20 protein-coding genes and 1 pseudogene are annotated in these 21,368 nt (G+C 64.8%); 8 read left to right on the top strand and 13 right to left on the bottom strand.

Annotation, left to right across the window (positions count from 1 at the left end):
- Window positions 1-27: 27 nt before the first annotated feature.
- The 5 genes and pseudogenes from HAP48_RS30570 to ltnD all read right to left on the bottom strand — a co-directional run bounded on the left by HAP48_RS30570 (window position 28) and on the right by ltnD (window position 5,845).
- Window positions 28-1,728 (bottom strand): methyl-accepting chemotaxis protein, encoded by a 1,701-nt coding sequence (locus tag HAP48_RS30570; protein ID WP_166203626.1) that lies wholly within the window; start codon window positions 1,726-1,728, stop codon window positions 28-30.
- A 410-nt stretch (window positions 1,729-2,138) separates the two neighbouring features.
- A pseudogene (locus tag HAP48_RS30565) lies at window positions 2,139-2,831 on the bottom strand (methyl-accepting chemotaxis protein); the annotation flags it as partial.
- Between the two features lie 21 nt (window positions 2,832-2,852).
- Window positions 2,853-4,142: a 3-oxo-tetronate kinase gene (otnK, locus tag HAP48_RS30560; protein WP_166203625.1), complete on the bottom strand. Its 1,290-nt coding sequence runs from the start codon at window positions 4,140-4,142 to the stop codon at window positions 2,853-2,855.
- Window positions 4,139-4,921, bottom strand: coding sequence for a 2-oxo-tetronate isomerase (otnI, locus tag HAP48_RS30555; protein WP_166203624.1), 783 nt, complete (start codon window positions 4,919-4,921; stop codon window positions 4,139-4,141). The genes otnK and otnI overlap by 4 nt, the downstream gene beginning before the upstream one ends.
- A gap of 12 nt (window positions 4,922-4,933) precedes the next feature.
- Complete coding sequence (gene ltnD, locus HAP48_RS30550) at window positions 4,934-5,845, bottom strand: L-threonate dehydrogenase (protein ID WP_166203623.1); 912 nt, start codon at window positions 5,843-5,845, stop codon at window positions 4,934-4,936.
- Between the two features lie 157 nt (window positions 5,846-6,002).
- Here ltnD and otnC point away from each other — a divergent pair, with 157 nt between their 5' ends.
- The 3 genes from otnC to HAP48_RS30535 are packed head-to-tail and all read left to right on the top strand — an operon-like array spanning window position 6,003 to window position 7,472.
- Complete coding sequence (otnC, locus tag HAP48_RS30545) at window positions 6,003-6,662, top strand: 3-oxo-tetronate 4-phosphate decarboxylase (protein ID WP_166203622.1); 660 nt, start codon at window positions 6,003-6,005, stop codon at window positions 6,660-6,662.
- Window positions 6,655-7,158 carry a GNAT family N-acetyltransferase gene (locus HAP48_RS30540; protein WP_166203621.1) on the top strand — a complete coding sequence of 168 codons (504 nt, stop codon included), beginning with the start codon at window positions 6,655-6,657 and terminating at the stop codon, window positions 7,156-7,158. Before otnC ends, HAP48_RS30540 begins: the two co-directional genes overlap by 8 nt.
- 47 nt (window positions 7,159-7,205) lie before the next feature.
- The gene (locus HAP48_RS30535; RefSeq protein ID WP_166203619.1) at window positions 7,206-7,472 is read left to right on the top strand and encodes a hypothetical protein; all 267 of its coding nucleotides are present in this window, start codon (window positions 7,206-7,208) and stop codon (window positions 7,470-7,472) included.
- A gap of 185 nt (window positions 7,473-7,657) precedes the next feature.
- Here the strand turns inward: HAP48_RS30535 and HAP48_RS30530 are convergent, their stop codons facing one another.
- The 6 genes from HAP48_RS30530 to HAP48_RS30505 all read right to left on the bottom strand — a co-directional run bounded on the left by HAP48_RS30530 (window position 7,658) and on the right by HAP48_RS30505 (window position 13,275).
- Window positions 7,658-8,362, bottom strand: a complete 705-nt coding sequence (locus HAP48_RS30530) for an ABC transporter ATP-binding protein (protein WP_166203617.1) — start codon at window positions 8,360-8,362, stop codon at window positions 7,658-7,660.
- Window positions 8,346-9,077, bottom strand: coding sequence for an ABC transporter ATP-binding protein (locus HAP48_RS30525; protein ID WP_166203615.1), 732 nt, complete (start codon window positions 9,075-9,077; stop codon window positions 8,346-8,348). Before HAP48_RS30525 ends, HAP48_RS30530 begins: the two co-directional genes overlap by 17 nt.
- The gene (locus HAP48_RS30520; protein ID WP_166203613.1) at window positions 9,074-10,060 is read right to left on the bottom strand and encodes a branched-chain amino acid ABC transporter permease; all 987 of its coding nucleotides are present in this window, start codon (window positions 10,058-10,060) and stop codon (window positions 9,074-9,076) included. The genes HAP48_RS30525 and HAP48_RS30520 overlap by 4 nt, the downstream gene beginning before the upstream one ends.
- Window positions 10,060-10,938: a branched-chain amino acid ABC transporter permease gene (locus HAP48_RS30515; RefSeq protein ID WP_029078033.1), complete on the bottom strand. Its 879-nt coding sequence runs from the start codon at window positions 10,936-10,938 to the stop codon at window positions 10,060-10,062. Before HAP48_RS30515 ends, HAP48_RS30520 begins: the two co-directional genes overlap by 1 nt.
- Before the next feature lie 190 nt (window positions 10,939-11,128).
- Window positions 11,129-12,370, bottom strand: a complete 1,242-nt coding sequence (locus HAP48_RS30510) for an ABC transporter substrate-binding protein (protein ID WP_166203611.1) — start codon at window positions 12,368-12,370, stop codon at window positions 11,129-11,131.
- Window positions 12,371-12,456: 86 nt separating this feature from the next.
- On the bottom strand, window positions 12,457-13,275 hold the full coding sequence (locus tag HAP48_RS30505; RefSeq protein ID WP_057017644.1) for a putative hydro-lyase: 819 nt from the start codon (window positions 13,273-13,275) through the stop codon (window positions 12,457-12,459).
- A gap of 120 nt (window positions 13,276-13,395) precedes the next feature.
- On the opposite strand from HAP48_RS30505, the gene HAP48_RS30500 reads away from it, so the two are divergent.
- The 3 genes from HAP48_RS30500 to HAP48_RS30490 all read left to right on the top strand — a co-directional run bounded on the left by HAP48_RS30500 (window position 13,396) and on the right by HAP48_RS30490 (window position 16,625).
- A complete protein-coding gene (locus HAP48_RS30500; RefSeq protein WP_166203609.1) occupies window positions 13,396-14,313 on the top strand; it encodes a LysR family transcriptional regulator in 918 nt (305 codons plus the stop codon).
- Window positions 14,314-14,435: 122 nt separating this feature from the next.
- Window positions 14,436-15,686 carry a Zn-dependent hydrolase gene (locus tag HAP48_RS30495; RefSeq protein WP_166203606.1) on the top strand — a complete coding sequence of 417 codons (1,251 nt, stop codon included), beginning with the start codon at window positions 14,436-14,438 and terminating at the stop codon, window positions 15,684-15,686.
- Between the two features lie 30 nt (window positions 15,687-15,716).
- Window positions 15,717-16,625: an NAD(P)-dependent oxidoreductase gene (locus HAP48_RS30490; protein WP_166203604.1), complete on the top strand. Its 909-nt coding sequence runs from the start codon at window positions 15,717-15,719 to the stop codon at window positions 16,623-16,625.
- 172 nt (window positions 16,626-16,797) lie between these two features.
- Here HAP48_RS30490 and HAP48_RS30485 read toward each other — a convergent pair whose 3' ends face one another.
- Entirely contained in the window at window positions 16,798-17,874 is a 1,077-nt protein-coding gene (locus tag HAP48_RS30485; RefSeq protein ID WP_166203602.1) for a tartrate dehydrogenase, read from the bottom strand.
- A 168-nt stretch (window positions 17,875-18,042) separates the two neighbouring features.
- On the opposite strand from HAP48_RS30485, the gene HAP48_RS30480 reads away from it, so the two are divergent.
- Window positions 18,043-18,819 (top strand): SDR family oxidoreductase, encoded by a 777-nt coding sequence (locus HAP48_RS30480; protein WP_166203600.1) that lies wholly within the window; start codon window positions 18,043-18,045, stop codon window positions 18,817-18,819.
- A 140-nt stretch (window positions 18,820-18,959) separates the two neighbouring features.
- On the opposite strand, the gene HAP48_RS30475 is transcribed toward HAP48_RS30480, so the two are convergent.
- The gene (locus HAP48_RS30475; RefSeq protein ID WP_166203598.1) at window positions 18,960-19,814 is read right to left on the bottom strand and encodes an alpha/beta hydrolase; all 855 of its coding nucleotides are present in this window, start codon (window positions 19,812-19,814) and stop codon (window positions 18,960-18,962) included.
- An 88-nt stretch (window positions 19,815-19,902) separates the two neighbouring features.
- Here HAP48_RS30475 and HAP48_RS30470 point away from each other — a divergent pair, with 88 nt between their 5' ends.
- Complete coding sequence (locus HAP48_RS30470; protein ID WP_166203596.1) at window positions 19,903-21,324, top strand: amidase; 1,422 nt, start codon at window positions 19,903-19,905, stop codon at window positions 21,322-21,324.
- Window positions 21,325-21,368 lie beyond the last annotated feature (44 nt).

The following is a 21,368-nucleotide window of genomic DNA, read 5'->3' as shown; positions in this document are numbered from 1 at the left end:
TGGGCGCGCCTGGTCGCCCCCTGTGCACTAGGCCGCGCGTATCGTGCCCAGGAACCTGCCGACCTCGATCTTGAGGCGCGCGCTGTCACTTGAAAGTGACTGCGCTGCCGAAAGAACCTGCGAGGAGGCCGAGCCGGTCTCGGTGGCGCCACGCTGCACGTCCGTGATGTTGGCCGAGACGTGCTGGGTACCCTGCGCGGCCTGCAGGACGTTGCGGGATATCTCCTGGGTCGCGGCGCCCTGCTCTTCGACGGCGGCAGCGATCGTCGAGGATATCTCCGACAGCCGCTCGATGGTCGACGAGATCTCCTTGATCGCGCCGACCGACTCCTGCGTCGCGGCCTGGATGCCGGAAATCTGCTGGCCGATCTCGCCGGTCGCCTTCGCGGTCTGCTCGGCCAGCGCCTTCACCTCGGACGCCACGACCGCGAAGCCGCGGCCGGCGTCGCCGGCCCGCGCCGCCTCGATGGTGGCGTTCAGCGCCAACAGGTTGGTCTGGCCGGCAATGGTGTTGATCAGCTCGACGACGTCGCCGATGCGCGCGGCAGCCTTCGACAGCTCGCTGACACGATCGTTGGTGGTACGGGCCTGATCGACCGCGTCGTTGGCCATCCGAGCCGATTCCTGGACCTGCCGACTGATCTCGTTGACGGATGACGACAACTCTTCGGTGGCCGAAGATACCGACTGGACATTGGCGGACGCCTGTCCGGAAGCCGCCGCCACCACGGTCGCCAGCTGTTGCGAGCGTTCGGCCGTGGCGGTCAGGGTGTTGGCGGAGGCCTCAAGTTCGGTCGAAGCGGACGACACCGTCTCGACGATATGGCCGATCGCGCTTTCGAAGCCATCGGCAAGTTGCATCATGTCGGCCTTGCGCCGCACGGCGGCCTGCTGGTCGGCCTCCTGCTGCTCACGCTTCAGACGCTCGACTTCGAGCCCGTTCGCCTTGAACACCTCGACGCTGCGGGCCATCTCGCCGATCTCGTCGCGGCGCTGCTTGCCCGGGACATCGGCAGTGAGATCGTTGCGAGCGAGCGCCTCCATCGCCGCCTTCAGGCGGGCGATCGGCCGCGACATTCCCGCGATCCCAATCCACATCGCGACCGCGAGGCCAAGCAAGAGACCGGCTGCAGCCGTCATCTGCACGGTCCTGATCGAAGAATCGGCCTCCTCCGTCATCGCGTCGGATATCCTGCGCGCATCCGCCAGCAGATCGTCGACGAGTTTGATCTGGTCGGTAATCGCGGCCTCCATCAGCGGAACGCACTCCGCCTTGAGACGCGCGGCGGCTTTCATGTTCTCTTCGGGGGAGGTGGTCGTCGCCGCGTATTCGATCCCGGGATCGCAGACCACGAAAGCCTTCTCGAAACCGGCAAGGATGGGTTTGATGGCCGTCCCCTTCTCCGGCATGTGGTTGAGCACGTCCGACATGCCTGCTTTATAGGCCTTTTCGCTGGACTTGGTCTTGGCGAGATATTTGACGTTGCCTTCGTCGGTGGTTTCCACGGCGAGTTGAAACGCCGCGGAAAGATAGGCTTCGGCATGACGCGTCATGCGTGTGGCCAGCGTCGTGTACTTGTCGACGCGGGTCACGACATCGGTGTTGGCATCGTCCATCGCCCTCATGCGGCGTGCCGCAAACAGGGTTTCTCCGATCATGACGACGCCGAGAATGCCAACGATCAGACCGACCTTCACAACGATCTTGAAATTATCCAGCCAGGACATCTGTCGTCTCTCAATACAATTTATGACTTTAAGGAATTCCAGACGTGCGTCGCGTACCGCTCTGCCTTCAAGAGGCCAATCGACATGACGCAGGGCCTGATCGCAGGCCCACTCAAGCTGCATAAGGGCGGAGGAAACGCGACAACGGCATGTTCTCAACCGAACTGCCGGCAGGTTTTCAAAAACGCTACACGCACGCTGCTAGAACAAGGTTAACGTGAATTTCAGTATGACTACGGACGACGCAAACCTCGGACACCTCTGAATAATTGCAGCGCTCGCCACGGCACAACTTTTCGTCGTGCTGTGCAGCCGATCCATGCGCTAAAGACGGAGCAAGCTTCAATCGCGGAGATCCAAAAAGCACGGCCATCACGGCCGGGCTTTTGATCAACGCGCCAAAGCAGAGTTCAGGCCGCGCGGACGGCGTCGAGGAACTTGCCGACCTCGAGCTTGAGACGGCTGCTGTCGCCGGACAGCGATTGCGCCGCCGACAGCACCTGACTTGAGGCCGAGCCGCTTTCGCTGGCGCCGTGCTGCACGTCGGTGATGTTGGCCGAGACCTGCTGGGTGCCCTGCGCCGCCTGCTGCACGTTGCGGGAAATCTCCTGCGTCGCCGCGCCCTGCTGTTCAACCGCGGCGGCAATGGTCGACGATATCTCCGACAGCCGCTCGATGGTCGACGAAATTTCCTTGATCGCGCCGACCGACTCCTGGGTCGCGGCCTGGATGCCGGCGATCTGCTGGCCGATCTCGCCGGTCGCCTTTGCGGTCTGCTCGGCCAGGGCTTTCACTTCGGAAGCCACCACCGCGAAGCCGCGGCCGGCTTCGCCGGCGCGCGCCGCCTCGATGGTGGCGTTCAGCGCAAGGAGGTTGGTCTGGCCGGCGATGGTGTTGATCAATTCGACGACGTCGCCGATGCGCGCGGCGGCCTTCGACAGCTCGCTGACGCGATCGTTGGTGGTGCGCGCCTGACCGACGGCGTCGCCGGCCATCCGCGCCGATTCCTGCACCTGACGGGTAATCTCGGTCACCGACGACGACAGCTCTTCGGTCGCGGATGCCACCGACTTCACATTGGTCGAGGCCTCCTCGCCGCCACTACACGCGGCGTGTTGCGCGCATCAAGGCATCAACGCCAGCGCATCCGAGAAGAACTCCGGCCCGCCGAAATTGCCTGATTTCAAGGCGAGCACCATGTCGCCGTGCTTGGCGCCGACCGCGCGCAAAACCGGCACGCCTGCAGCGATTTCCGCACCGACCAGGAAGCCCGGGATACCAAGCCGGTCGACCACGGCGCCCGAAGTTTCACCACCGGCGACCACCAGCCTGCGCACACCCGACTGCACCAACCCCTCCGCAATATCGGCCATCGCCTGCTCGATGGCATGTCCGGCTGCATCGCGGCCATGACGGGATTGCAGAGCTGCCACCTCCTCGGGGGTCGAGCTGCTGGCGATCAGGATCGGTCCGGCGCCGAACCGGTCTCTGGCCCAGGCGAGCGCGCGCTGCGCCTCCTCCCGGCCGGCGATCACCCGCTCGGGATCGAGGTGCAGCACCGGCATCACCTTCTCGGCGTTGGCGATCTGGCGCAGGGTGGCCTGCGAGCAGCTGCCGGCGAGGCAGGCGGCCGGGCCGCCGATCGCGCTCTCATGCATCGCAGTCGCGGCGTCCGACTTGGCCCTGCCGGCGGCGACCAGCGCCCGCGCCAGGCCAAGCCCGATGCCGGAGGCGCCGACCGACAGGCGGTGATCCAGCGCCACCTGCCCGATGGTCTCGAGGTCGCGGTCGAACACCGCGTCGACGATGGCGGCTCCGATGCCGCCGCGTGCGAGCTCGGCCAGCCTGGCCCGCACCGCCTCAGCGCCGCGGCTCAGCGTCGCCAGATCGACCAGGCCGACCTTGGTCTTGCTCTGCCGCGCCAGCACACGCACCAGATTGGAATCATGCATCGGGTTGAGCGGGTGATCCTTCAGCGGGCTCTCGTTCAGCGGCACCGAGCCCACGAACAGATTGCCCTGGTAGACGGTGCGGCCGGTCTCCGGGAACGCCGGCGTCACCAGCACGATGCTGTCAGAGGAATCGGCGCGCAGCGCGTCCATCACCGGGCCGATATTGCCTGCATCGGTGGAATCGAAGGTCGAGCAGATCTTGAACAGGATGTGGGACGCACCGCGGCCGCGCAGCCAGCTTTCCGCCGCGCGCGAGCGCGTCACGGCGAGGCCGGCCTCGATCGAGCGGCTCTTCAGCGACACCACGACGGCGTCGACCTCGGGCAGCGCCAGATCGTCGGCGGGCACGCCGATGGTCTGCACCGTGCGGAGACCCGCACGGGTCAGCGTATTGGCGAGGTCGGAGGCTCCGGTGTAGTCGTCGGCGACGCAGCCAAGCGACAATTTTGTTGCTGGTGTCACGGCTTCACTCCGGCGTAGGGCTTGAACCAGGCGAGGCCGTCGGTGGTCTTGCCCCGCGGATTGTATTCGCAGCCGACGAAGCCGCCATAGCCGAGCCGGTCGAGCTCGCCGAACAGGAACGGATAGTTCAGCTCCTCGCCGTCGGGCTCGTTGCGCGAGGGGATCGAGGCGATCTGGATGTGGCCGATGACAGGCATCATCTCGCGCAGCCGCATCGTGACGTCGCCATGGATGATCTGGCAGTGATAGATGTCGAACTGCAGCTTCAGGTTCGCGAGACCAAGCTCGTTGATCAGGTCGCGCGCGAAGATGAAATCGTTGAGGAAGTAGCCGGGCACGTTGCGCGGATTGATCGGTTCGATCACGACGTCGAGGCCGTGCGGCGCGAAGAACTCGGCCGCGTATGCGACCGATTTGCGGAACGCCGCGACCGCCCTGGCATCGCTGCGGTCGGCGATGCCGGCCATCAGATGCACCCGCTTGACGCCGGTCGCCGCAGCATAGGGCAGCGCGGTCTTCAGGCTCCGCTGCAGATCGGCGAAGCGATCCGGCAGCGCGGCAAATCCCTTTTCGCCGGCGGCCCAGTCGCCCGGCGGCAGGTTGAACAGCGCCTGCGTCAGCCCGGCGGCCTTCAGCCGCTTGCCGACCTCCTCGGCGGGATGGTCATAGGGAAACAGGAACTCGACCGCGGTGAAGCCCGCTTTCGCCGCCGCCTCGAAGCGGTCGAGGAACGGGACCTCGTTGAACATCATGGTGAGGTTGGCGGCAAAACGGGGCATTGCAAACTCCTGTTATTTCGCGCCGGGAAGCTTGGTGCCGGTGACTTGCGCATACATCCGCGCCACCGACGCATCGTCGTCGCGGCCCATGCCGGCGGCCGATGTCATCAAAAACATCTGCAAGGCCGCGGCCGAGACCGGCACCGGGAAGCGCGCAGTGCGCGCCATGTCCTGGATGATGCCGAGGTCCTTGACGAAAATCTCCACCGCGCTGCGCGGTGCATAGTCGCCGTCGAGCACATGCGGGATGCGGTTCTCGAACATCCAGGAATTGCCGGCGGAGGCGGTGATCACCTCATAGACCTTGCGGATGTCGAGACCCTGTTTGGCGGCGAACGCGATCGCCTCCGAGGCGACCGCGATGTGCACGCCGGCCAGCAGCTGGTTGATCATCTTGAACGCCGCGCCTTGGCCAGCCGCATCGCCGAGTTCGTAGAGCTTGGCCGCCATCGCATCCAGCGCTGGCCGCGCCTTTGCGAACGCCGCCGCGCTGCCGGAAGCGAGAATGGTCAGTTCGCCCTGCGCCGCGCGCTGCGCGCCGCCGGAGATCGGGGCATCGAGATAGTGCCGGCCGGTCGCCTCGAGCTGTTTTGCCAGCCGCCGCGCAATATCGGGGTCCATGGTCGCCGAGGAGATGAAGACCGCATCCTTGGCCATGGTCTCGGCGGCGCCGCCCTTGCCGAACAGGATGGCCTCGGTCTGCGCTGCATTGACGACGACGCTGACGACGATATCGGCATCCTTGGCCGCCTCGGCCGGCGAGCCGGCGCCCTTGCCGCCGTCGGCCACAAAGCGCGCGACGGCATCGGCCGAGACGTCGCAGCCGGTCACGGCGAGACCGGCCCGCCTGAGCGAGGTCGCCATGCCGTATCCCATCGACCCCAGCCCGATGACGGCGACACGTGGTGGTGCGGAACTGGACATGCGGCGATCCTCAAATTTTTGCTTGTTTGAGCATGATTGCCGTTTTCCGGATCATGCTCGTTGCTGCTTGCCTAACACGGCTTGGCCGCGCTGCCAAAGCATGAGACAAAGCGGAAAACGGATGGCGCCATGAGCGAGCCGGAACGGGCGAAACCGGATGAGCGAGACAAAGCTTCGTGAGGACATTTGCCGCTTCGGCCGCTCGCTGTTCGAGCGCGGGCTGACGCCGGGCTCCTCGGGCAATATCAGCGTCCGGCTCGACGACGGCGGCTGGCTGGTGACACCGACCAACGCCTCGCTCGGCTTCCTCGATCCGGCGAAAATGTCGCGGCTCGACGGCGATGGCCGGCTGGTCTCCGGCGATGCCCCGACCAAGGAAGTGCCGCTGCACACCGCGCTCTACCAGACCCGCGCGGCCGCCGGCGCCGTGGTGCACCTGCACTCGACCCATTCGGTCGCGCTCTCGATGCTCCCCGAGATCGACCCGCGCGCCGCGCTGCCGGCGATGACGGCCTATTACGTGATGAAATGCGGCCAGACCGCGCTGGTGCCCTATTATCGCCCCGGCGATCCCGCCGTTGCCGACGCGATCAGGGGGCTGGCCGGGAAATATTCATCGGTGCTGCTCGCCAATCACGGCCCGGTCGTGTCGGGCGACACGCTGGAAGCCGCGGTGTTCGCAACCGAGGAGCTGGAAGAAACCGCAAGGCTCTATCTGCTGCTGCGTGGGCTGAACCCGCGGTATCTGTCGCCGGAACAGGTCAAGGATTTGACCAAAGTGTTCGGGCTGACGCTGCCGGAACATGGGCATGATTGAACAATTGATCGGACAACCGAAAGCAACGGTCGAGTATCTGGCTGACCATCCCGCACTCGTGCCAACGATCGCGGCATGGCAGCACGCGCAATTCGGCTACCTCACGCCGGCGGCCACGCTCGAAGATCGAACCGAGAGGCTCCGTCGATCGCTCCAGAAAGACGCGCTGCCGATGGCGATTGTTGCATTGAGCGAGGACGGAACGCCGTTGGGATCGGCCGGCATCCTTGCGGCGAGCATCACCCACAAGCATCTGACGCCGTGGCTGTCCTCGGTATACGTCCCCGGCGAACATCGCGGACAGGGAATCGCGTCCGCATTGAGTCTGCGCGCGATCGATGAATGCGCCAAACTGGGATTCGACCGGCTGTACTTGTTCACCCCGCATAGCGAAGCAATGTATGCGCGGCTGGGCTGGAAAACCTTTCAACGGATCGAATACAATGGAACGCCCCTCACCCTCATGGAAAGAGGCGCGTCACTGCAACAGCTGTAGGATCTACGGACTAGACATAGCAGAGGTGAGACATGCGGAGGACAGTCATGACGAAGTTCACAGGCTTGGCATTCGCGGCTCTGTTCGTCGGCGGCCTGGCGGGATCCACTGCGCAGGCCGAGGAGACCTTGCAGGACCTGCTGGCGGTCCAGCTGCGCTCGCAGGGCTATGCCTGCGACAAGCCGCTCAAGGCCGAACGGGACGACAAGCTGTCCAAGCCCGACAACGAGGCCTGGACCCTGACCTGCAGCAACGCGACCTACCGCGTCACCCGTGTGCCGGACCTCGCAGCCAAGGTCGAGGTCCTCAAGTAGGTTGTCGGCCTGCACGGGCTAGCTCGATCGTAGCCCGCATGAGCCAACGGGTCGCGCGAACGCGCGCCCGATGACAGGCTCCGCAATATGCGGGACATTTCCCGGATGTCGCATCCGCCTTTGCTCTTCGAGCTACGGCGGACAAGTCGCTCATCCGGGGCGGCTTCTCGCCGCGCACACTGCCGCTACAATCCCAGATACGCCTTGCGCACGTCGGGATTGCCGCTGATCTCGGCGGCGGTGCCCTGCATCAGCACGCGGCCGGTCTGCAGGATGTAGGCGCGGTCGGCGATCTCCAGACACTCGGCCATGCGCTGCTCGACGATCAGAACCGTCATGCCGGCGTCGCGGATGCGCTTCACGGCCTGGAAGATCTCGTCGACCAGCTTCGGCATGATGCCCTGCGACGGCTCGTCGAGCATCAGAAGCCGCGGCCGCGTCATCAGCGCCCGGCCGATCGCAAGCATCTGCTGCTCGCCGCCGGACAAAGTCTCGGCGCGCTGGTCGAGCCGCTCGGCGAGCCGCGGGAACAGCTGGAACACCAGATCGAGCGGCGCGTCGCGGTTGGCATCGCCGCGATAGAGGTAACTGCCGAGCCGCAGATTGTCGTGCACCGAGAGCCGCGGAAATAGCCGGCGGTTTTCCGGCACGAAGGCGATGCCGCTTGACGTGATGACGTGCTGCGGCTGGCCGTCGATGCGCTTGCCGTCGAAGGTGACGGTCCCTGCGCGCGGCCGCTCGGCACCGGCGATCGATTTCAACAGCGTCGACTTGCCCGCACCGTTGGCGCCGGCGACGCAGACGATCTCGCCCTTGGTGACGTCGATCGACACCGAGGAGATCGCGACCAGGCCCTGATAGGCGGTGGTGACTTCACGCACCGACAGCATGACGATCCCCGAGATAGGCAGAAATGACCTCTGGATTGCGGACGACCTCGGCGGGCTTGCCCTCGACGAGCACCTTGCCGAGATTGAGCACGATGGCGCGGTCGACCAGCGGCATCACGATTTCCATCACATGCTCGACCATCAGCACGGTGACGCCGGTGGCGCGGACCTTGCGCACCAGCTCGACGCCGGTCTGCGCCTCGACCGGCGTCAGTCCGGTCAGGACTTCGTCGAGCAGCAGCAGTTTCGGCTCGGTGGCGAGCGCGCGGGCGACCTCGAGCCGGCGCTTCTCCGACGGGACGAGGTCGGCGGCAAGCTTTTCGGCGCGCGCCGCAAGGCCGCAGAATTCCAGCACCTCGTAGGCTTTCTGCCGCGCAACACGCATCTTCGTGTTGCGGATCAGCGCGCCGACGATGACATTGTCGATCACGGTCATGGTCTCGAAGCTCTTGACCACCTGGAAGGTACGCCCAACGCCGCGCTGGCAGCGTTCCGCCGCCGGCAGCCGGGTGACGTCCTCGCCGTCGAAGATGATCGAACCTTGGGTCGGCGGCAGCACGCCCGCGATCAGATTGAACAGCGTCGACTTGCCGGCGCCGTTCGGGCCGATCAGGCCGACGATCTCGCCGCGCCCGACCGAGATCGAGACATCGCTGTTGGCGACGAGGCCACCGAAGCGCTGCCAGACGCCGCGGGTTTCCAACAGTGCCGTCATCGCGCGGCCTCCTTGCGCCAAGGGACCTTGCCGAACACGCTGACCAGACCGCGCGGCAGCGCCAGCGAGATCAAGACGATCAGCGTGCCGTAGACGATCAGGTCGACGCCTCGCCCCGAACCGCCGACGAACGAGCGCGTCAGCTCGGTGAGCGGGATCAGGATGACGGCGCCGAGCACCGGCCCCCACAGCGTGCCGATGCCGCCGAGCACCGCGGGCAGTGCCATCAGCAGCGAGAACTGGAAGCCCATCACGCTTTCAGGATCGATATAGGAGACGAACTGGGCGTAGAAGCCGCCGCCGACCGCGACCAGGAATGCCGAGACCGCCGCGGCGCCCATCTTGGAATTGAACACGACCACGCCGAGGCTTTCAGCGGCATCGGGATTGTCCTTTACCGCGCGCCACCAATAGCCCCATTTGGAGTCCTCCAGCCACCAGGTGACGAACCAGGCGACGCAGGCGAGCGCCAAGGCGAAGTAGAAATATGGCAGCTTGGATCGGGCGAACTGGAATTTCAGCCAGCTGTCGCCGCGCATCGGAATCGTGATGCCGAGCGCGGCACCTGCCCAATCCCAGTTCTGGATCAACAGCAGCGCGATCTCGGCGATCACGATGGTCGCGATCACGAAATAATGCCCGCGCAGCCGGAAGCAGGGATAGCCGAGCGCCATCGCGATCAAGGCGGAGATCACGCCGCCCGCCAGCATGCCGAACCACGGCAGCACGCCGAACTTGGTGAACAGCAGCGCGGTGGTGTAGGCGCCGAGCCCGAAATACAGCGCATGGCCGAGCGAGATCTGTCCGCAATAGCCGGACAGGATGTTCCAGCTCTGCGACAGCGCGGCATACATCAGGGTCAGCACCATGATGTTCTGGACGTAGACGTCCTTGACGAACAGCGGCACCAGCGCGGCGACCACCGCCAGGCAAAGCGCCACGATCAGGTCACGCCTGCGGCGTTGGGCGAAGTGGGTGTCCATCACATCGATCCGAACAGGCCACGCGGGCGGATGAAGACGACCAGGAGATAGACGGCGTAGATGCCGACAGATTTCAGCGACGGCGGCAGGATCAGCGCGGTGCTCGCCTCCACCAGTCCGACGATGATGCCGCCGGCAAAGGCGCCGAACACGCTGCCGAAGCCGCCGAGCGCCACCGTGACATAGGCGATCAGGGCAAAGGAAGCGCCGACGTCGGGATAGATGTAGAAGAAGGTCGCCATGATCGCGCCGGCAAGCCCGACCAGCGCCGCACCAAGGCCCCAGCCCAGCGCGAACACGCGGTTCTTGTCGATGCCGACCAGGGCCACCGCGCCGGCATCCTCGCGCGTCGCTTCCAGCGCACGGCCGAAATCGGTGCGGTTGATGAAGAAGTAGAGCGCAACGAAGGCCGCAATCGAGACCAGCGCGCCGACCAATTGCGGCACCGGCAGATAAATGCCGGCAACCGAGATCGTCTTGCCGCCGAGCCAGGAGTGGGTGACGCTGCGATAATCGGGCGTGAAGAAGAACTGCGCCAGACCCCGCATCACGATGGCAAGGCCGAAGGTCGAGAAGATCTGCACCATGCCGGCATTGGCCTTGGCCCGCACTGCGAAGCGGACGATCAGGAGATAGACCACTGCACCGAACACGAACAAGGCGGCGGCGACCAGCGGCGCCGACAGCAACGGGTCGATCGCAAAGAACGCGAACAGGAAGAAGGTCGCGTACATCGCGATCATCAGGAATTCGCCGTGCGCGAAATTCACGACGTCCATCAACCCGAAGATCAATGCGAGACCGGCGGCGATCAGTCCGTAGAGCAGCCCCATCAGAAGGCCGCTCGCCAGACTCTGGATAATGGCTTGGGCGGTCACGGCCGGCGCCCCGCGACGCCTGCCATGCCATCACGTGTCGTTGCCGGCGAAGCGGAGCAAGCCATCGCCCCGCGAGCAAGACTGCGTTGCGCCGCCGCTTCGCTCCTCGCAATGACGAAATGCGCAGTGCGCTGAATGATCTCGTTCGCTGTCACAATGCTTTCTCCCCCGCCCCTTGCGCCATCCCGACCTATTTCATCGGCCAGACCGCGTCGGCGATCGCGGCCTGCGGCGGGAAGATGGTGACGAACTTGCCGCCGACATATTGCAGCAGCACCGGATCGGCGTCGTTGTTCTGGCCCATGTCGTCGAACTTGACCCGCTTCCAGGGCATGATGGTCTGCTCGCCCGGAATGTCGGTCGCGACCAGCGCCTCGCGGATCTTCTCGCCATCGTTCGACTTGGCGCGGTTGATGGCGTCGGCCATCACGATCAGGCCCATGAACTGGCGCGAGGTGAGATCGTTGAAGTCCTTGCCCGAACGTTCCTTGAACATGGCGTTGAGCTTGCCGACCATCGGACGCTTGGTGGCGAGGTCGAGCGAGAAGGTGCCGCGCGAGATCACGCCTTCCAGCTTGTCGCCGACCGCGTCATACAGCGCCTTCTCGGAAAAACCCGCATCCTGTGCGACGATCGATTTCGGCTTGTAGCCGAGTTCGGCCATGGTCTTGACCAGCAGGATGCCGTCCGTCGTATAGCTCGACGGCATCAGCACGTCGGCATTCGCGGTTTTCAGCTGCTGCACCTCGGCCGACAGCGACGGCGAGTTGGCGCGGTACTTGATATCGGCGACGATCTTGTAGCCGCGTTCGCCGGCGATCTTGGTCTGGGCGTTGCCGGAGTCGGTGCCGAAGATGGTATCCTCGTGGAACAGCGACAGCGTCTCGATCTTGGTGCCCTTCTTCTTCATCGCATCGTAGAAATCGAACATCGCGGCCGAGTACATCTCGTCATGCGGCGCCGCACGGAAATAGAACTTCAAGCCGCGGCGATGCAGGCTCGGCGAGGAATTGTCGGCCGAGAGGAACGGGACGCCGTAGCGTTCGCAGATCTGGCTGACGGTGACCGCAACCGCGCTCTGATAGGTGCCGATCACGGCGCAGACCTTCTCCTGCGTGATCAGGCGCTCGGCTTCGGCACGGCCCTTCTGCGGATCGGCCTGGTGGTCGGCAAACACGAGACGGATCTTGGCGCCGCCGAGGCCCGGCAGGCCCTCGCCCTTCGCGAGCGGCAGATCGAAATCATGGTCCTTGTTGATGACGTCGAGCGCGGTCTCATAGGCCTTCTGCGCATCGACGCCCTGCTGCGCGCTGCCGCCGGAGAACGGATAGATGATGCCAATGACGACTTCGGAGGTTTGCGCGCGGGCCACGATCGGTGCCAGCGCGACGGCGGAGGCGCCAAGCAATACGTTACGGCGAGAGATCGTCATTCGAAATTCCCCTGGTCAGTTTGTTCTTATCGATGTGATGCTTGTAGCGCGCAGTAAAGCCTCAATGAATTGCACGAATTGCCTATTCAGAGCACAGCGAGCTGCTTGTTCCTGAGATCGGTCACCAGCATCAGGCCCGGCGAATGCGTGATCGCGAACGGCAGCTTCGCACTTGCGATCACCGATTGCGGGGTCACGCCGCAGGCCCAGAACACCGGGATCTCGTCGTCGGCCACCGGCACCGCATCGCCATAGTCGGGCTTGGCGATATCCTTGATGCCGATCGCATGCGGATGACCGAGATGGACCGGCGCGCCATGCACCGACGGGAAGCGCGAGGTGATCTGCACCGCGCGGATCGCATCTGCCGGCTTGAACGGGCGCATCGACACCACCATGGGTCCCGCGAACGGCCCCGACGGGCTGCAGGCGATGTTGGTCCGGTACATTGGCACACGCAGATTGCGTTCGATATGACGGATCGGCAGTCCCTCATCGAGCAGCGCCTCTTCGAACGAGTACGAACAGCCGAGCACGAAGGTGACGAGATCGTCGCGCCAGTATTTCGTGATGTCGGTGGGCTCGTCGGCCACCTCGCCGTCGCGCCAGACCCGGTAGCGCGGCACGTCGGTGCGGATGTCGAGGTCGAGGCCGAGCGCGGGGATACGGGGATCGCCGACATCGGACATGCCGATGATCGGGCACGGTTTCGGATTGAGCTGGCAGAACCGGTGGAAGGCGCCGGCGAGCTTTTCCGGCAGGATCGCGAGATTGCCCTGGACGAACCCGTTGGCGAGACCGGCTGTCGTGGCCGAGGCCACACCGTCACGGCAGGCGCGCCGCGCCTCGACGCTTGCCGGCACCGGTTCACCCTGAGATCGCTGCACTGCCGCAAAAACAGTCATGGGAGCCTCCTGCCCATAATCTCGACAAGGACAAACCAACACCAAGCGTGATATAATGTCTAATCGTCCTTTCTAATCAAAATCGATAAGTCGAATTTATCGATCGGGGATATGCTTCTAATGACGGACTTCCGCTCGATCGAAACCTTCCTCTGGGTCGTCAAGCTCGGCAGCTTCCGCGGCGCCGCCCAGCGGCTCAACACCACCCAGCCGGCGATCTCCCAGCGCATTGCCCAGCTCGAGCGCGAGATGGGCGTCAAGCTGTTGAACCGCGACCATCGCGTGGCCTCGCCGACGCCGAGCGGCCGGCTGATGATGACCTATGCCGAGAAGCTGATCGGCCTGCGCTCGGAGATGATGGCGGAGGTCGGCGACCGTTCGGCAATGCGCGGCGCGCTGCGGCTCGGTGTCGCGGAGACCATCGTGCACACCTGGCTGCCGCGGCTGGTCAAGAGCGTCAACGAAATCTATCCGAACCTGTCGCTGGAGATCGAGGTCGACATCACGCCGAACCTGACCCCGCGGCTGCTGGCGCAGGAGATCGAACTCGCCTTCGTGCTCGGACCGGTCTCGGCCTCCGGCGTGCATAACCATGTGCTGTGCGATTATCCGATCGGCTTCCTGGCCAGCCCGGCGCTCGGCCTCGGCGACGGCCCGGTGGCGCGGCAGGATCTGGCGCAGTTTCCGATCATCACCTTTCCGCGCAAGACCCAGCCCTATGAGACCGTGCGCGCATTGTTCAACGCCCCCGATCTGCCGCCGATCCGGCTGCATGCCTCGACCTCGCTCGCAACCGTGATCCATATGGCCAATGAAGGCCTTGGCATTGCGGTGATTCCATCGGCGATCGTCGAGAACGAGCTTGCCGACGGGCGGTTGCAACTGCTCGATACCGACCTCAAGCTGCCGCCCCTCACCTTCACCGCAAGCTGGCTCGCCTCCCCCGATGCGGTCGCCATCGAGCGCGTCGCTCATCTCGCCAGGCAGATCGCGCAGGCGAGCGTGGCGGTTGACGCGGTGGAAGCGGCGCGTCATTGAACAAGTGCCGGATAATCAAACGTCATTCCGGGGCGATGCGTCAGCATCGAACCCGGAATCTCGAGATTCCGGGTTCGGCTCTTCGAGCCACCCCGGAATGACAGCTGAAATGGACTGACGACATGAGCCGAGCCGCGACCAACCTGCAGATCGATTCCGCCCGCCTCTGGGGCAGCATCCACGAAACCGCGCAGTTCGGCGCAACACAGAAGGGCGGCGTGCGGCGCCTGACCCTGAGCGCCGAGGACAAGCAGGTGCGCGACTGGTTCCGCAAGGCGTGCGAGAACGCCGGCCTCGAAGTGCAGGTCGATGCGCTCGGCTCGATGTTCGGGTTGCGGAAAGGACGGGATATGTCGAAGCCACCGATCGGCGTCGGCTCGCATCTCGACACCCAGCCGACCGGCGGCAAATATGACGGCATCCTCGGCACGCTGGCCGGGCTCGAACTGGTGCGCACGCTCAACGATGCCGGCATCGAGACTGAGCTGCCGATCTGCATCTGCAACTGGACCAATGAGGAAGGCTCGCGCTTTGCGCCGGCGATGATGGCCTCGGCCGCCTATGTCGGCGATTTCACCACCGACGACATCCTGTCGCGCAAGGACGCCGAAGGCGTCACGGTGGCGCAGGCACTCGACTCGATTGGTTATCGCGGCGATGCCCCGGTCGGCCGCCAGAAATTCACCAGCTTTGTCGAGCTGCATATCGAGCAGGGCCCGATCCTGGAGGCCGAGGGCAAGACCATCGGCGTGGTCGATTCCGGCCAGGGCGTGTTGTGGTACGACGGCAAGATCACCGGCTTCGAGAGCCATGCCGGCTCGACCCCGATGCCGCTGCGCCGCGATGCGCTGGCGACGCTGTCGGAGATCGTGCTGGCGATGGAAAGCATCGCCAAAAAGCATGGCCCGAAGGCGGTTGGCACCATCGGCGAGGCGGTGATCGCTGCGCCCTCGCGCAACGTCATCCCCGGCGAGATCGCCTTCACGGTGGATTGCCGCAGCGCCGATGCCGCGATCATGGATGCGCTGGATCGCGACCTGCGGGCAGCGGTCACCGAGATCGCCGCGCGGCGCAAGGTCGAGGTTCAGCTCGATCTGGTCTGGCGCAAGGCGCCGACGCATTTCGATCCGAAGCTGGTCGACGCCGTGGAGAACGCGGCCAAGCAGCTCGGCTATTCGCATCGCCGCATCACCTCCGGCGCCGGCCACGACGCCTGCAACCTCAACACGGTGATGCCGGCAGCGATGGTGTTCGTGCCCTGCAAGGACGGCATCAGCCATAACGAGCTGGAAGACGCGACACAGACCGATTGCGCCGCCGGCGCCAACGTCCTGATGCATACGGTGCTGGCGCTCGCCGGCGTCGCGTCGTGATCCTCTGATCCCCTTTACCTGGAGGTGCGCATGCGCGCAGTTTTCGTCGACGCCAATGAATCGCTTGCGGTGATCACGGAGCGGCTGGAGAAACCAGGCGGTCCGAAGATGCGGATCAACCGCAACCCGGACATCAAGCCCGACGACTATCCGGCGGTGCTCGACGGCGCCGAGATCGCGGTCGTCGATCACACTGCATTACCGACTGACGTCGCCAAGAAGTGTGCCGGCCTGAAGCATGTCGTGTTCCTCGGCACCGGCGCGCGCAGCTACATGAACCCGGAGGAGCTCGCCGAGCTCGGCATCGCCGTGCACCTGATCAAGGGCTATGGCGACACCGCGGTCGCGGAGTCCGCGATCGCGCTGATGTGGTCCTCGGCGCGCGTGATCGCGCAGATGGATCGCGAGATGCGCGCCGGCAACTGGCTGCGCGAGGACGGCATGCAGCTGACCGACAAGACGCTCGGCCTGGTCGGCTTCGGCGGCATCGCCGCCGAGGTCGCGCGCATCGCGCTCGGCAGCGGCATGAAGGTGATCGCCTGGAACCGGTCGCCCAAGAGCCATCCGGACATCGAATTCGTCGATCTCGACACGGTGCTGGCGCAGAGCGACGTGGTCTCGATCCATCTCTTGCTGAACGACGAGACCCGCGGGATGATCACGCGCGACAGGATCGCGCAGATGAAGAAGGGCGTGGTGCTGATCAACACCGCCCGCGGCGCCATCGTCGACGAGCAGGCGATGATCGATGCGCTCAACTCGGGCCACATCCGCCACGCCGGCCTCGACGTCTACAACATCGAGCCGTTGCCGAAGGATCACCCGCTGACGAAGATCCCGAACGTGACGCTGTCGGCGCATTCCGCCTTCCGCACGCCCGAAGCGAGCGAGAATTTGATCCACGCGGCATGGGAGCATTGCCGAAGGATCGTGAAGTAATTTAATTATCGACGTCGTCCTGGACAAGCGAGCGTAGCGAGCGCGATCCAGGACCCATTACCACCGGCCTGTGTCATCGCGCAGGGCGGTGGTCAGGCCTATCAAGACAACAAGCACTCGGGGTAATGGGTCCTGGCTTTCGCCAGGACGACCCCGTGATTGACAGCGCAGCTTAATCCACCATCTCCGCGACGGCCTTGCCGCAGGCCGTGGTGTCGGCGTTGCCGCCGAGGTCGCGGGTGCGCAGCGTGCGTTCGCCGAGGGTGCGCTCGATCGCGCCGACGATGGCGTCCGCCGCCTGCTTCTCGCCGAGATGCTCCAGCATCATCGCGCCCGACCAGATCATGCCGATCGGGTTGGCGATGCCTTGGCCCGCAATATCAGGCGCCGAGCCGTGCACCGGCTCGAACACCGAGGGAAAATCGCCTTCAGGATTGATGTTGCCCGACGGCGCGATGCCGATCGTGCCGGTGCAGGCCGGGCCGAGGTCGGAGAGGATGTCCCCGAACAGATTGGAGCCGACCACGACGTCGAACCAGTCCGGATGCAGCACGAAGTTCGCGGTGAGGATGTCGATGTGGTACTTGTCCCACTTCACACCCGGATACTTCTTGGCCATCGCCTCCACGCGCTCGTCCCAATAGGGCATCGTGATGGAGATGCCGTTCGACTTGGTCGCCGAGGTCAGATGCTTCTTCGGCCGCGACTGCGCCAGATCGAACGCAAACTTCAGGATGCGGTCGACGCCGATGCGGGTCATCACCGTCTGCTGCGTGACGAATTCGCGGTCCGTGTCCGGGAACATGCGGCCTCCGACCGAGGAATACTCACCCTCGGTGTTCTCGCGCACCACCCAGAAATCGATGTCGCCGGGCTTGCGGTTCGCCAGCGGCGACGGCACGCCGGGCATCAGCCGCACCGGGCGCAGATTGACGTACTGGTCGAATTCGCGGCGGAATTTGATCAGCGAACCCCACAACGAAATATGGTCAGGTATTTTCGCCGGCCAGCCGACCGCGCCGAAATAGATCGCGTCATGCTTGCCGATCTTTTCCTTCCAGTCGGCCGGCATCATCTCGCCGTGCTTCTCGTAATAGTCGTAGGAGGCGAAGTCGAAATGGTCGAACTTCACGTCGACGCCGTGCTTCTTTGCCGCCGCCTCGATGACGCGCAGGCCCTCCGGCATCACTTCCTTGCCGATACCGTCGCCGGGAATGACCGCAATCCGATACTGCTTCTTGCTGCTCATCGAGAACACCCTTGTGATTTGCCCGGCCGGCAATGCCGCCTATCCTGATGGCCCTGCAATGGACCAAACTTCGCGCCAGCGCAACGCTGCAGTGCAGTGTTGACCGCGGCGCGACCCTGCCCCACCAAATTCGCCGATATCCGTTCCTCATAACAAGCGAGACATCCCATGGATCTGCATCTGCGCGGCAAACGTGTCCTGATCACCGGCGCCTCCAAGGGCATTGGCGCGGCCGCCGCCGAAGCCTTTGCCGAGGAAGGCGCCAACCTGCTGCTCGCCGCCCGCAACGGCGACCAGCTCAAGGCGCTGGCGGAGCGGCTGCGCTCCGCGCACCAGATCGACGCCGCGACCAGCGTGGTCGATCTGCGCAAATCGGAAGACCTGGCGCGGTTGGCAAAAGAGGCCGTCGACATCGACATCCTGGTCAACAATGCCGGCGACATCCCGGGCGGCTCGATCGACAAGATCGACGAGGCGACCTGGCGGCACGCCTGGGAGCTCAAGGTGTTCGGCTATGTCAATTTGACGCGCGCGATCTATGCCCAGATGAAGGCGCGCGGCGGCGGTGTGATCGTCAACGACATCGGCGCGGCCGGCGAGAAGTTCGACGCCAACTACATCTGCGGCAGCGCCGGCAATGCGGCACTGATGGCGTTCACCCGCGCGCTCGGCGGCAAGAGCCTCGCCGACAACATCCGCGTCGTCGGCATCAATCCCGGTCCGGTCGGCACCGACCGCCACGTCACCCTGCTCAAGACCCGCGCCAAGCATCAGTTCGGCGACGAGAACCGCTACAAGGAATTCCAGAAAGGCATGCCGCTCGGCCGTCCCGCGCATGCGCGCGAGATCGGCGATCTGATGGCGTTTTTGGCGTCCGACCGCGCCGGGTATACGTCGGGCGTGATCTACACGGTCGATGGGGGGCTTACGTCGGGGTGGGGCTAGTCCGAGATCGTGCCACTTGTTCCACCGTCATCCCCGCGCAATGGCTTCGCCATTGTCGCTGGAGGAGCCGCGAAGCGGCGTCTCGAAGGATGGGCCACGGGCTGCGTCATCCTTCGAGGCTCGCCGAAGAGGCTCGCACCTCAGGATGACGCGGTCCGCTCGAACAATTGCCGGATCAGCGTCGTGATCCGGCCCTGCGGCGCCTGCATCTGGTGCATGATCGAGAAATGATCGGCGCCGGGGATCTCTTCATAGGTCAGCGGCAAGCCGTAGTGGGCGCGATGGCCGGCGAAATCGGCGGTTTGCTTGCGCAGCAGCGGCAGCTCGGCGCTGCCGACCACCAGCGACAACGGCTTTGCCGTGCCGCCCTGCTGCATCATCGGCGAATTGCGCCGCGACATCGCCTCATCAAGTCGGAGCTTGTCGTTGAGGTAGGAGTACCTGATCGGCTCGAGGTCGTAGATGCCTGAGATCGCCATGCCGGCCCGGACATTGGGGTTCGACAGCGCCATCGAGGTTAGATGCCCGCCGGCCGACCAGCCGGAGACGACCATACCATCGGCAGCGGCACCGAGGCCCGGCAATTGCTGCGCAAGAAAATCGATCCCGGCATGAATCTCGGCGACGATCTCATCGACCATCGCATCCGGTGCCAGCGTGTAGCCGATCAGCGCGACATTGATGCCGTGCGCCATCGGCCCCTCCGCAAAGATCGTGAACACTTCCTTGGCACGGGTCTGCCAGTAGCCGCCGTGGATGAACAGCAGCGTCGGCGCGCCGTCGCGGACTTTGAGGAAGTCGATCCGGTTGCGCTCACGCGGGCCGTATCTGAGATCGAGATGGTCGGAATGCTGCTGCCGCAGTGCCGCCGAGCGCTGCTCCCAGCCGGCGGCGATCTCGGCGCTGCCCTTGACGGCAACGCCGTTGTTCAGGCCGAGGTCGCGCTCCTGCTGGCTCATCGCGCGCCAGTCCAGCGCGGAAAACAACGCTGCCATCTCTGCCCCTTCGGTTCTCGTCGCATTGCCACAACGGCAGGAAATGTTCTACAGCACAAGCAAACAGAACACATAGGAGCAACGGTGCATGGCTGATCAGGGCTTGGTGAAGGAAACGGCGTGTGCCGTCGTCGGGAAACTGAAGGCCGGTGACGTCACGCCGCTCGATCTGCTCGATGTGCTGGAAAAGCGCATCGCCGAGGTCGACGGCAAGGTCAACGCCCTGCCCACACTCTGCTTCGATCGCGCCCGCAGCCACGCCAAGGCCCTGATGCAGAAGCCGGTCAGCGAGCGCGGCCTGCTCGCCGGCCTTCCCGTTCCGATCAAGGATCTCACCGCCGTGTCAGGCGTGCTGACCACGCTGGGCTCGCCGATCTTCAAGGACAACATCCCGGCGAAGTCCGACATTCTGGTCGAGCGTCTCGAACAGAACGGCGGCGTGATCTACGCCAAGTCGAACACGCCGGAATTCGGCGCCGGCGCCAACACCTTCAACGAGGTGTTCGGCCCGACCCGCAATCCCTGGGACACGTCGCGCTCGGCCGCCGGCTCCTCCGGCGGCGCCGCGGCGGCACTGGCGAGCGGCACCGCGTGGCTCGCCCACGGCTCCGACATGGGCGGCAGCTTGCGCAACCCCGCAAGCTTCTGCGGCATCGTGGGCTTGCGGCCGTCAATCGGCCGCGTCGCGCACACGCCGAAATTCGGCGTCGACCGCACGCTCGGCGTGCAGGGACCGATGGCGCGCAATGTCGAAGACCTCGCGTTGCTGCTGGACGCAATGAGCGGCGAGCATGCCGCCGATCCGCTGTCGCTGCCCGCGCTGCCGACGTCGTTCCTCTCGGCGATACGCTCCGGCAGCAAGCCGAAGCGCATTGCCTATTCGCCCGATCTCGGCATCACGCCCGTTGATCCCGAGGTCAAGGCGGTGACCCGCAAGGCGGCGGAGCGCTTTGCCGAAGCCGGCGCGATCGTCGAGGAGGCGCATCCCGATTTGCGCGAGGCCCATGAATGCTTCCACGTGCTGCGCGCGTTCGATTTTGCGATCAGCAAGGCCGAATTGCTGCGCACCAAGCGCGACCTGCTCAAGCCCGAGGTGATCTGGAACATCGAGGAGGGCCTCAAGCTCACGGTCGAGAAGCTCGAGCGCGCTGAAGCGCAGCGCGTCGCGATGACCGCGCGTGCGCTCGAATTCTTCGAGACCTACGATCTGCTGCTGGCGCCCGCGACCATCGTGCCGCCATTCCCGGTCGAGAACCGCTATGTTGCCGAATGCGACGGCAAGACGTTCGACAACTACGTCGAATGGCTCGGCATCGTCTATGCGATCACGCTGGCCTGCTGTCCGGCGCTGTCGCTGCCCTGCGGCTTCACCGCGTCGGGTCTGCCGGTCGGCCTGCAGGTGGTCGCCAAACCGCGTGCCGAGGCGCAGCTTCTGGCCGGTGCGAAGGTGCTGGAGGATATTTTGGGCGTGCGCGGCACCACCCCGATCGATCCGCGGCCGCCGAGATAAAGCAGCCTAAAGCGCGATGAGATTGGGTTGAATCATCGCCGTGC

This window comes from Bradyrhizobium septentrionale (assembly GCF_011516645.4).
GTDB classification, from domain to species: Bacteria; Pseudomonadota; Alphaproteobacteria; order Rhizobiales; family Xanthobacteraceae; genus Bradyrhizobium; species Bradyrhizobium septentrionale.
This window is presented reverse-complemented; position numbering and strand designations above follow the sequence as displayed.

Coding starts and splice junctions, on each gene's coding strand:
- HAP48_RS30570 (WP_166203626.1), bottom strand. CDS start 1,728: ATGTCCTGGCTGGATAATTTCAAGATCGTTGTGAAGGTCGGTCTGATC.
- HAP48_RS30530 (WP_166203617.1), bottom strand. CDS start 8,362: ATGCTGTCGGTGCGTGAAGTCACCACCGCCTATCAGGGCCTGGTCGCG.
- HAP48_RS30540 (WP_166203621.1), top strand. CDS start 6,655: ATGATTGAACAATTGATCGGACAACCGAAAGCAACGGTCGAGTATCTG.
- HAP48_RS30490 (WP_166203604.1), top strand. CDS start 15,717: ATGCGCGCAGTTTTCGTCGACGCCAATGAATCGCTTGCGGTGATCACG.
- otnC (WP_166203622.1), top strand. CDS start 6,003: ATGAGCGAGACAAAGCTTCGTGAGGACATTTGCCGCTTCGGCCGCTCG.
- otnI (WP_166203624.1), bottom strand. CDS start 4,921: ATGCCCCGTTTTGCCGCCAACCTCACCATGATGTTCAACGAGGTCCCG.
- HAP48_RS30525 (WP_166203615.1), bottom strand. CDS start 9,077: ATGACGGCACTGTTGGAAACCCGCGGCGTCTGGCAGCGCTTCGGTGGC.
- ltnD (WP_166203623.1), bottom strand. CDS start 5,845: ATGTCCAGTTCCGCACCACCACGTGTCGCCGTCATCGGGCTGGGGTCG.
- HAP48_RS30505 (WP_057017644.1), bottom strand. CDS start 13,275: ATGACTGTTTTTGCGGCAGTGCAGCGATCTCAGGGTGAACCGGTGCCG.
- HAP48_RS30480 (WP_166203600.1), top strand. CDS start 18,043: ATGGATCTGCATCTGCGCGGCAAACGTGTCCTGATCACCGGCGCCTCC.
- HAP48_RS30495 (WP_166203606.1), top strand. CDS start 14,436: ATGAGCCGAGCCGCGACCAACCTGCAGATCGATTCCGCCCGCCTCTGG.
- HAP48_RS30510 (WP_166203611.1), bottom strand. CDS start 12,370: ATGACGATCTCTCGCCGTAACGTATTGCTTGGCGCCTCCGCCGTCGCG.
- HAP48_RS30535 (WP_166203619.1), top strand. CDS start 7,206: ATGACGAAGTTCACAGGCTTGGCATTCGCGGCTCTGTTCGTCGGCGGC.
- HAP48_RS30520 (WP_166203613.1), bottom strand. CDS start 10,060: ATGGACACCCACTTCGCCCAACGCCGCAGGCGTGACCTGATCGTGGCG.
- HAP48_RS30485 (WP_166203602.1), bottom strand. CDS start 17,874: ATGAGCAGCAAGAAGCAGTATCGGATTGCGGTCATTCCCGGCGACGGT.
- HAP48_RS30500 (WP_166203609.1), top strand. CDS start 13,396: ATGACGGACTTCCGCTCGATCGAAACCTTCCTCTGGGTCGTCAAGCTC.
- HAP48_RS30470 (WP_166203596.1), top strand. CDS start 19,903: ATGGCTGATCAGGGCTTGGTGAAGGAAACGGCGTGTGCCGTCGTCGGG.
- HAP48_RS30475 (WP_166203598.1), bottom strand. CDS start 19,814: ATGGCAGCGTTGTTTTCCGCGCTGGACTGGCGCGCGATGAGCCAGCAG.